Source organism: Dolosicoccus paucivorans, assembly GCF_900100125.1.
Classification (GTDB): domain Bacteria; phylum Bacillota; class Bacilli; order Lactobacillales; family Aerococcaceae; genus Dolosicoccus; species Dolosicoccus paucivorans.
Map to the genome: position 1 here is coordinate 1 of NZ_FNEL01000060.1, position 9,830 is coordinate 9,830.

Annotated in this window: 9 protein-coding genes; 2 read left to right on the forward strand and 7 right to left on the reverse strand. The window is 37.0% G+C overall.

The features are described from left to right. On the forward strand, nucleotides 1-292 hold a 292-nt coding region (locus BLR79_RS07615; protein WP_200778885.1), incomplete at its 5' end, for a transposase. Nucleotides 293-368: 76 nt separating this feature from the next. Here BLR79_RS07615 and BLR79_RS07620 read toward each other — a convergent pair. Genes BLR79_RS07620 through mnmE form a run of 4 tightly spaced genes read right to left on the reverse strand, consistent with a single transcriptional unit; the run spans nucleotide 369 to nucleotide 4,834 of the window. Further along, nucleotides 369-1,046: a CPBP family intramembrane glutamic endopeptidase gene (locus tag BLR79_RS07620; RefSeq protein ID WP_092086595.1), complete on the reverse strand. Its 678-nt coding sequence runs from the start codon at nucleotides 1,044-1,046 to the stop codon at nucleotides 369-371. A 1-nt stretch (nucleotide 1,047) separates the two neighbouring features. Continuing rightward, entirely contained in the window at nucleotides 1,048-2,955 is a 1,908-nt protein-coding gene (mnmG, locus tag BLR79_RS07625; RefSeq protein WP_092086597.1) for a tRNA uridine-5-carboxymethylaminomethyl(34) synthesis enzyme MnmG, read from the reverse strand. 15 nt (nucleotides 2,956-2,970) lie between these two features. Continuing rightward, nucleotides 2,971-3,447: an NUDIX hydrolase gene (locus BLR79_RS07630; protein WP_092086599.1), complete on the reverse strand. Its 477-nt coding sequence runs from the start codon at nucleotides 3,445-3,447 to the stop codon at nucleotides 2,971-2,973. 7 nt (nucleotides 3,448-3,454) lie between these two features. Further along, complete coding sequence (gene mnmE / locus BLR79_RS07635; RefSeq protein ID WP_092086601.1) at nucleotides 3,455-4,834, reverse strand: tRNA uridine-5-carboxymethylaminomethyl(34) synthesis GTPase MnmE; 1,380 nt, start codon at nucleotides 4,832-4,834, stop codon at nucleotides 3,455-3,457. 211 nt (nucleotides 4,835-5,045) lie between these two features. Between mnmE and BLR79_RS07640 the strand changes: the two genes are divergently transcribed. Continuing rightward, on the forward strand, nucleotides 5,046-5,426 hold the full coding sequence (locus BLR79_RS07640; RefSeq protein ID WP_092086604.1) for a RidA family protein: 381 nt from the start codon (nucleotides 5,046-5,048) through the stop codon (nucleotides 5,424-5,426). Nucleotides 5,427-5,469: 43 nt separating this feature from the next. Here BLR79_RS07640 and BLR79_RS07645 read toward each other — a convergent pair whose 3' ends face one another. The 3 genes from BLR79_RS07645 to BLR79_RS07655 all read right to left on the reverse strand — a co-directional run bounded on the left by BLR79_RS07645 (nucleotide 5,470) and on the right by BLR79_RS07655 (nucleotide 9,560). Continuing rightward, nucleotides 5,470-6,735, reverse strand: coding sequence for a hypothetical protein (locus BLR79_RS07645; RefSeq protein ID WP_092086607.1), 1,266 nt, complete (start codon nucleotides 6,733-6,735; stop codon nucleotides 5,470-5,472). A gap of 43 nt (nucleotides 6,736-6,778) precedes the next feature. Continuing rightward, the gene (gene brnQ / locus BLR79_RS07650) at nucleotides 6,779-8,092 is read right to left on the reverse strand and encodes a branched-chain amino acid transport system II carrier protein (protein WP_092086610.1); all 1,314 of its coding nucleotides are present in this window, start codon (nucleotides 8,090-8,092) and stop codon (nucleotides 6,779-6,781) included. A gap of 103 nt (nucleotides 8,093-8,195) precedes the next feature. Continuing rightward, the gene (locus tag BLR79_RS07655) at nucleotides 8,196-9,560 is read right to left on the reverse strand and encodes an alpha-amylase family glycosyl hydrolase (RefSeq protein WP_327020432.1); all 1,365 of its coding nucleotides are present in this window, start codon (nucleotides 9,558-9,560) and stop codon (nucleotides 8,196-8,198) included. Between the last annotated feature and the right edge of the window lie 270 nt (nucleotides 9,561-9,830).

Sequence of the window (9,830 nt, forward strand, 5' to 3'; positions counted from 1 at the left end):
AAAGCATCTGGTTGAAGAATACTACGACCAAAAGAAATACACAAAAGCTTGCGAGACCTTAGATAATGGCTTCGAAGATGCCTTTCAATATACTGTCCTAGGTAGCTCCCACAATCGACTAAAAAGTACCAATCTTCTTGAACGATTAAACCAAGAGGTTCGCAGAAGAGAAAAGATCATTCGAATCTTTCCAAATCATGCTTCAGCCAATCGATTAATTGGTGCTGTCCTCATGGACACACATGATGAATGGATAAGTTCTACAAGAAAATATATTAAGTTTGACCAGTAAGAGACCGGTAAAACATTGTATAGTATTTTACACAGGATTGTGGACTTGACTCAAAAAGCTGTCAAATCGTTTTTTATTACTTTGTAAAAAGGAAGTAAAGAACTGAAAATAATAAACCTGAATTGTTTAAAAAGTGAACCATAATCGCATCTTCTAATCGACCACGACGTTTGTAAGTCAGATAAAATCCAAGTCCAAGAATAAAATATAAAATAAACTCTCCTATATTTGAAACGTGTAAAAGAGAAAAAATAGCAGATAAGACAATCGCTTGAATCCAGCCGTAAGTATTATTAAACAATAATCGCGTTCCGAACCCTCTAAAGACTAACTCTTCGAAAAATGGTGCGATAAACGTCGTCGACACTAAAAAGAGTAAATTACTGATAAGCGGTGCAGCTTGTAAATTCATCATCAACTCATTGATAATCGTATCGTTAGCACTTAGATCAGTTCCATAAATTTTTGTTAGTAACAAAGTACCCGCAATAGCAATCACTCGTAACACTAAAAACATCCCAAAGTTCCAAAGCCAGTCGGCTCTTTCCAAACGTTTAAAATAGTCTCTCGTTCGTAAATTATAACGCTTTGACAATAAATTAAATAAATATACGAGTATTGCTCCGTAAATAATTAAAAAGATCCACTGTTGCATAGGAGATAAGACGTTAATCATAACCAAAGGCAATGAGTTGAGTAAAAGGACCATTAATACGAGTAGCAACCAAGCTACGATATGAATAACAGTTGTCATTTTACACCTCTTCTTTCGTTTCGTAAGCTTTACCTTGTTTAATGTAAACTGATAAAACAGCGATATCAGAAGGGTTTACACCACTGACACGACTTGCTTGGGCAAGAGTTCTCGGTTGAATCAATTTCAATCGTTCTCTTGCTTCAACGGCTAAGTTATCAATTTGATCGTAATCTAAGTGTTCAGGAATTAAACGATTTTCCATCGCTTTGACTTTCTCTACTTTGCGATTTGCTTTGGCGATATAGCCGTCATATTTAATTTGAATCTCGACTTGTTCTCCTACTTGGCGGCTAACAGGACCTTCTGGGTGAGGAATAATTTCTACTAAGTCATGATACTTAATTTCCGGACGTCTTAACAATTCGCTGGCTAAAATACCATCTTTTAGTGGAGTTGAATTAACTCGTTCCATATATTCACTTAAACCAGGAGTATTAGGTGTTAAACGAATGGATGAAAGGCGCTCAATTTCCATTTCCACTGCCTGCTTTTTCTGTGTAAAAGCTTCATACACGTCAGGTTTAACAAGGCCAATGTCAAAACCTTTTTGTGTTAAACGTAAGTCCGCATTGTCATGGCGAAGAAGTAAGCGATATTCTGCTCGAGACGTTAATAGACGATAAGGTTCTGTGGTCCCTTTAGTGACTAAGTCATCGATCATTACCCCGATGTACGCTTCACTTCGTTGTAAAATAAAGGGCTCTTTTCCTTGAACTTTTAACGCGGCGTTAATACCAGCGATAAGTCCTTGCCCTGCTGCTTCTTCATATCCACTTGTTCCATTCATTTGACCAGCTGTAAATAGTGACTCAATTGTTTTCAATTCAAGGGTTAATTGAAGTTGGTGAGGAATAACGACGTCATATTCAATCGCGTACCCTGGACGCATCAAACGGGCTTCTTCTAGTCCTTCAATCGATCTTAACATTGAAATCTGAACTTCTTCCGGTAAAGAGGTTGATAAACCTTGAACGTACATTTCTTTTGTTGTTAAACCTTCAGGTTCAATGAAGACTTGATGGCGTGGCTTATCACTAAAACGAGTAATCTTATCTTCAATTGAAGGACAGTACCGCGCTCCTACACCTTCAATAATTCCAGAATACATAGGAGTTCGGTGAATATTTTCTTGAATAATTTCGTGAGTGGTTAAATTCGTATGGGTTAACCAACAAGGAACACTTTCTTCCAAATAATCTTCATCAGGAGTCATAAATGAAAAATGGTTCGGTTCTTCGTCACCCGGTTGAATGAGCATTTTATCAAAGTTAAGTGAGTCACGGTGAACTCTAGCTGGAGTTCCTGTTTTAAAGCGAGCCAATTCAATACCTAACTCTAATAAGTGTTCAGACAACTTAATAGAAGGGAGTGTATTATTAGGTCCCGAAGAATAGGTCACTTCTCCGATGTGGATTTTACCTCTGGAAGACGTTCCTGCCGTAAGGACGACAGCTTTCGAACGGTAGATGGCACCTTGATCGGTAATGACCCCTTTACACACACCGTCTTCAATGACTAAACGTTCCACCAGTCCTTGACGTAATGTTAAGTTTGGTTCGTCTTCTAGTACTTGTTTCATTGTCTGTGCGTAATCATTTTTGTCTGCTTGAGCTCTTAAAGCTTGAACTGCTGGGCCCTTACTTGTATTTAACAAGCGCATTTGAATGTAGGTTTTGTCAATATTGCGTCCCATCTCGCCGCCTAAAGCATCGATTTCACGAACGACAACCCCTTTTGCCGGTCCTCCAATAGACGGGTTACATGGCATAAAGGCTACCATATCTAAGTTCAACGTTAACAGTAAAGTTTCACACCCCATACGTGCCGCAGCGAGAGCCGATTCAGACCCTGCATGGCCTGCTCCTACAACAATCACATCATAGGTTTCTGCTTCAAATGTATGCATTACTTTCATCCTCTCTTAATTCATATTTTCATAAAAAGTCACATTATGATCGATCAATACTTCATCTTGATAAACAAATTTAGCCGAAAAGAACGGACTACCTTTTAACACCCATTGTAAAAAGATATAATCGCCTTCCCAAGTAGGTTTTAACATCACTTCATCATAGTTTACCCATTCTAACGTGCCTTCATCACATTCAATCAATTCGCCTTCAAATTCAGTTACATGAAAAACATAACTATACCAATCATGTTCTGGAGTAAATTCAGGAAAAGTAATAACCCCTCGCATGGTCATTTGTTTGACCGTCAGTCCGGTTTCTTCTTTAATTTCTCTAACGGCACATTCTTCTGGTGTCTCGCCGGGTTCAAATTTACCACCGACGCTAATCCATTTACCAAAATGATGGTCATCTTTTTGTTTATTACGATGGAGCATCAATAATTGCTCTCCGTTATCGATATAACAAATGGTCGCTAATCTCGTCACTTAATCCCTACTTTCCTAAACAAAACTCACTAAAGAGTTTGGTTAATAATTCATCTTGAACACTTTCACCGATAATTTCTCCTAATACATTCCATGCATGAGTAAAATCGATTTGAATTAAATCAACAGGAATCATCATCTCAGTTGCTTCAATCACTTCATCTAAAGAATCCATAGCTTCTTGAAGAAGTTGAGTGTGTCGTGTATTTAATAAGTAGTTAATATCGGCTGACTCTAGTTGGCCTTTAAAGAAGCGTTCTTCAATTTGACTTTCTAAATCGTCTAATCCTTCTTGAGTCATCACTGAAGCAGTGACAATGTCTTTTGCTTCTACCCACGGTGCTAAATCTTCGGTTCTTACTTTGGTTGGTAAATCTTGTTTATTCAAAATAATAATTCGATTTCTTCCATGAGTTATTTCGAGTAGTTGTTGGTCTTCTTGGCTAAATTCTTCTGCTTGGTTAATAAGTAAAATAATTAAATCAGCTTGATCCATGGCTTGCTTACTGCGCTCAATTCCAATCGCTTCAACCACATCATCCGTTTGTCGAATTCCAGCTGTATCGACTAAATGAAGCGGAATTCCTCGCACACTAACAAATTCTTCAACTGTATCTCGAGTGGTTCCGGCGATTTCTGTAACAATTGCCTTTTCTTCACCAACTAAATAGTTAAGGAGTGATGATTTCCCAACATTTGGTCGACCAATAATGGCGGTATTGATTCCTTGGCGGAAAATTTTACCTCGTTGAGCTTTGTCTAAAATCAATTGAATTTTTTCTTTGACAGAGATGGCCGTTTCTTTTAATTGGGTCATTGAAAGTTCTTCTACGTCATCATACTCCGGATAATCAATTGTCACTTCAACGGTTGCGAGGGTTTGGAGCATTTCTTGTCTTAATTCGCGAATAGGCTTTGACAAACCCCCTTGTAGTTGACTCATCGAAGCAGTCATAGCTTTTTTAGATTTAGCTTGAATTAAGTCCATAATCGCTTCGGCTTGGGATAAATCAATTCGTCCATTCAAAAAAGCACGCTGAGTAAATTCGCCTGGTTCTGCTAAGCGAGCGCCGGCTTGTAAAAGAGCTTCTAATACACTTTGAACAGCAATAATTCCTCCGTGGGTATTAATTTCAATAATATCTTCTGTTGTAAAAGATTTAGGGCCCTTCATAACAGTAACCATGACTTCATCCAATACCTCGTTTGTCCTCGGATCAATAATATGCCCATAATGAATAGTATGAGTGGGTACTTTTGTTAAATCTTTTCCTTTATATACGCGGTTAGCAATCTCAATTGCTTCTTCACCAGACATTCGAACAATTCCAATAGCTCCTTCGCCTAAGGCGGTCGAAATGGCTGCGATCGTATCCATTTGATACATTTAGACCTTCTCCTTTTCATAATTTTCAATAAAAAAAGTGCACACTATCCCTATGACACAGGTATAGTAAGCACTTTGACTGCTAATATTTAATTCTCTAGGTAGTATACAAAATTTACTGATAAGATGCAACTTTCCTCAATTAAAATTGGTATTTCCTAAATTTTACGCTATATTAAAAGTACCAATTAAATTAAAGGAGATAGTTAATATGTCACGAAAAATTTATACAGCTGATACACTTAACGTTTCAGGACCCTACTCTCACGCAGTAGATGGAGGCGATTACGTATTCTTTTCCGGTCAAACCGCTTTAAACGCTCATGCGATTAAAGAAAAAGGAACGATCGCTGAACAAACTCATGCCACATTTGAGAACTTACAAGATGTGTTAAAAGAAGCAGGACTGACATTGGAACACGTCGTTAAAGTCAATGCCTACTTAACATCGATGGATCACTTTGAAGAAATGAACGAAGTATATAAAACTTATTTTAACGCCCCTTACCCTGCTAGAACGTGCGTTGCTGTTTATCAACTACCTTTAGGTGCTGATTTAGAAATTGAAGTGATTGCGAAGCGCCCTTCGTAATAAAAAAGATCCCCTTTAACCGATCACTGTTAAAGGGGAATTTTTATTCTGGTAAAGGCTCACTAACTTCTTCCAGGGTACTTTCTTGAGAGGTGTTCGGTGTTTGCGAGGTTGTTTCCACTTTATACTCGCCATCCACTTGCCACATCCCTTGTTGAGGGAACATTAAATAATCAGGTAATAAAGGTGTTCCGTTAACTGTCAGTTGAACGTAAGGAACATTATAATAAGCTCCTATCGTTTTGACGATTCCTGGAATGACGCCGTATTCTTGATGAGGGTGTTGATTCATTCCATTCACAATACCTGGTGCAAAATCAACTTGTACTTGTTGATCATTTAATTTTACTACTTGATTTAATTGATTTTCTTGAGTCATCCAATGTAACTTTTGAAATAGAGCCATCCAAACATCTTTTGGCTCACTGTTAGTACGCCATTCAAGCATTTGTTCTACTGGTTCCATTTGTGCTACATTATCTGTCAGCTGGGTTGATTCATAGACAGTAATCGGTTGTAAAAGACTTGCGTCTTCTACTGACTGTTGAACAACCCACGGTGAACCATTAATAACACTAGCTAACAGTCCAACTTCTGGTGCAAAGTAAGTTTTCCACTCGCCGTCGTCAGCTAATTGACTCGTTACTTCAATAACATTTGTATAAGTCTGATCATTTATTTGCGCCGTTTGATAAATTGCGGTGATTTCACTTGGATAGTTTTGGTCATAGCTCCAAGTCGTTCCTACTTGAAGAGGCGCTTGAAGCAACACTAAATGATTATTCGGTTGATTCATATATTGTGTCAATTGATTATTAAAATAATCTGGTTCGTTACTTGAAGCAAACCAAATAATTTGTTGACCGTTCCAACGATACCATTTATGTTCAATGCTATCAGAGCTTACTTCAATTACTTGCATAGCTGCTTGATTGTTATCCATAAATTCTACATATTGTTGAATCACTTGCTGACCATTTGTCATTGATTTTAGTTGGTTAATTTTATTGGGTAAGTAATCCACTAAATTTAACGCGACAGGTTGCTCTAATAGTATCCATGATGAAGGATCAAAATTGACTGCCATCGCTTCTTCTATAGGTGTATCTGGCGTTATCTCTTCCCCTTGAGATGGGTCTACTTGAGACTCTTCGACTTCAAGTTGGGAAACTTCCTCAGTAGGACGATCTTTAGCTTGCTTTGCTTCAATGGATGCTTGAACGTCTTCATTCAAATGAATCATCGGCTCTTTTTTACATCCAGAAAGCAGCAAGCACCCTAAACTGCTTATGAATAATAATTTCTTCATCTGAGAGTCTCCTTTTATTTAATCTGTTTGTATTATATCACAGTTAAAAAGTATCTGCGTTTGGAAATATTAAAGTTTTTACTTTGTACATTAAAATCGCTATGACAAATGGAATAACCCAGCCAAGACCTTCGTCATATAAAGGTAAATAGCTTAAAAAGGGAGTATCTACGTTAAAAGTATTATAAAGAACTGAAAAGAAACTAATCGCTAATACCATGTAAACCGTTAGTCGTGTAAAAAGGGAAGTAAAGTTCATTTTATTTCTTAACAACTCTAAAAATACTAGAGCAATAGCTACAGGATAAATAAATACCAATAAAGGAATCGAGTAAGTTAAAATACTGTCTAAACCAAAGTTTGCAAGAATAGCGCTCGCTATAACCAACAGAAGTAAAATTTGTTGATAACTCCAGCGAGGAAATAGTTTATGGAAATATTCCGATAAAGAAGTCAACAAACCAACGCACGTATTTAAACAAGCGACTGTAAAAATTAAAGCTAACATAACAGCACCTATTCTTCCAAAAGCACTTATTGCTGCAATATATAATATTTGTGCCCCATTAGTTGCTTCTGCTACATATCCACTCATTGTATAACCTACATAAGCTAAGACACTATAGATAATCGCTAAAATACTTCCAGCTAACGTTCCGATTTGAATGGTGACTTTAGGAAGAGCCTCTTTAGAAACGCCATATTGTTTCAACGCTAAAGCAACCACTAGCCCAAACGCCAAAGAAGCAATAACATCAAGGGTATTGTATCCAGCGATAATTCCTCCTGTAAAAGCCCCGTCGTTATAAGGCGGTAAAACGGTTGGATCAATATTGTGATGGGTGGTCGCAACACCGATGACTAAAATAATAATTAAAACTATTAAACTAGGCGCTGTAATTCGTCCAATTCGTTGGACTATTTTACCCGGTTTTCGACTAAGTGAATACGCTGCAATAAAAAAGATTACTGTATAAATTAATTGAGGTAAAAAGTTTCCGCCGTCTTGTTGTAAGTAAGGCGCAACAACCATTTCATAAGGCGTACTTCCAGCTCTAGGAATCGCCACACCAGGACCTATCAAAAGAAGAGAAGTAAAAACAAAAAAGCGACTAAAGGGCTTACTTACTTGCTCACTTAATTGAATCATATCACCTGCTTTAGCAACGGCAGCCACCCCTAAAATCGATAAAACAACCCCACTTAAAATAAAACCTACTAATGCCCACAATGTTTGTTCTCCTGCTTCTTTAGCAAGAAAAGGCGGGAAAATTAAATTGCCTGCGCCAAAAAACAATCCAAATAACATGACACCGATCGAAATAAATTGACTCTTTGTTAATTTGCTTTCTTTCATATAGTAAAACCCCTTATTTTGTTATTTAACATGAAAAGACAGTCTTTCCCTAAGGAAAAACTGTCCAGAACTTGTTCATTTTAACATGTATTTTCAATGCGAATCAAGATTTTTTTGAAACTAACAGACTGATCGTTTCATAAGGTCTTAAATGCACAATTTTTTGATGTTTAAATCCTTTATAATTGCCGTGTAAATATTTTACCTCTTTACCACTAAATTCAGTAGGCAATTCTACACTAGCCGGCTCATCATAATAATTTGTTAAAACGAGTAAAGCTTCTTCTTGGTAACGACGAATATATCCCATCACTTGAGAATGATCTAATAAAATGCCTTCATATGTTCCTTTAGAAATAACGTCATATTCTTTTCTAAGTTGAATCAGTTGTTGATAGAACTTAAAAATTCCTTCTCGTTGAATTTCTTGCGTCACGTTAATTTCTTCATAGTTTTCAGGCACTTCTACCCAAGGCGTTCCTTGACTAAAGCCAGCGTTTTTAGTGTCATCCCATTGCATTGGTGTACGACTATTATCGCGAGATTTTGACTGAATTATCGCCATTGTTTCTTGGGAAGACTTTCCTTGTTCTAATAAAATCTTATGCATATTACGGGTTTCAATATCATCGTATTGATCAATTTTTTCGTAAGCAGGGTTCGTCATTCCAATTTCTTCACCTTGATAAATATAAGGTGTTCCTCTTAAAAATTGAATCGATTGAGCCAACATTGTTGCGGTTTCATAAGGATAGCGAGTTGTATCACCAAAACGGCTATTAGAGCGAGGTTGATCATGGTTATTTAAAAACAACGCATTCCAACCGCCTCCATCAGACATGCCTTTTTGCCACTCATCAATGATTTCTTTTAATTCGATAAAATCAAATGGAACATCACTCCATTTTTCACCTTCATCATAGTCAACTTTTAAATGATGAAAGTTAAAAATCATACTTAACTCATCTGATTGAGGGTTAGTGTATTTAACACCATTATCTACTGTTGTTGAAGACATTTCACCTACAGTAATAATATCCGTTCTCTTTCCAAAGCTTGCGTGATTTAACTCTTTAATCCATTCGTGAACAATAGGAGTGTCTGTATATAAACTTTTTTCTTGAGCTGAGTTAGGTGCTTGACTGTCTATTAAAACAGGGTCTTTTCCAATCACGTTTAACACGTCAAAACGGAAACCTTTAACACCTTTATCAAGCCAAAAGTTGACAACTTTATATAACTCTTTTCTTACATTTGGATTATGCCAGTTTAAATCTGCTTGAGTGACATCATATAAATGTAAGTAATACTGATCCGTATCACCAAAACGACTCCACGCCGGTCCTCCAAATTTAGAATGCCAATTGGTTGGCAGTGACCCATCTTCTTTAGCAGGTCGTAAATAATAAAAAATCTTGATAGTATTTGTCCCCTTATAGTGACCCCAAAAAGTTAGACTAGATTTTATGAAGAGTTACCCCAATAATGGGTAGCTCTTTTTTGTGTTTCTGAAAGATTCAATAAAGATATAAAACTTAAGTTGCTTCAAGGTGACCAATTTCGCAAGAACAGAGGAGCTGCTAATTGACCTAACCAAAACATCTCATCAGATATCCAGGCTTGTCAAGAGAAAGAGCGAAGCGGCTCTTGATAAGTCTGGATGGTTTGTGAAACCATTGAGGTTAGGTGATTTACGACATGTTTAGGCACTTAAAAGTAATTGTTGTTGTCTGTATTC

Excerpts from the sequence above, each read along its gene's own strand:
- BLR79_RS07620 (WP_092086595.1), bottom strand. The coding sequence starts at position 1,046 with ATGACAACTGTTATTCATATCGTAGCTTGGTTGCTACTCGTATTAATG.
- mnmG (WP_092086597.1), bottom strand. The coding sequence starts at position 2,955 with ATGCATACATTTGAAGCAGAAACCTATGATGTGATTGTTGTAGGAGCA.
- mnmE (WP_092086601.1), bottom strand. The coding sequence starts at position 4,834 with ATGTATCAAATGGATACGATCGCAGCCATTTCGACCGCCTTAGGCGAA.
- BLR79_RS07640 (WP_092086604.1), top strand. The coding sequence starts at position 5,046 with ATGTCACGAAAAATTTATACAGCTGATACACTTAACGTTTCAGGACCC.
- BLR79_RS07645 (WP_092086607.1), bottom strand. The coding sequence starts at position 6,735 with ATGAAGAAATTATTATTCATAAGCAGTTTAGGGTGCTTGCTGCTTTCT.
- brnQ (WP_092086610.1), bottom strand. The coding sequence starts at position 8,092 with ATGAAAGAAAGCAAATTAACAAAGAGTCAATTTATTTCGATCGGTGTC.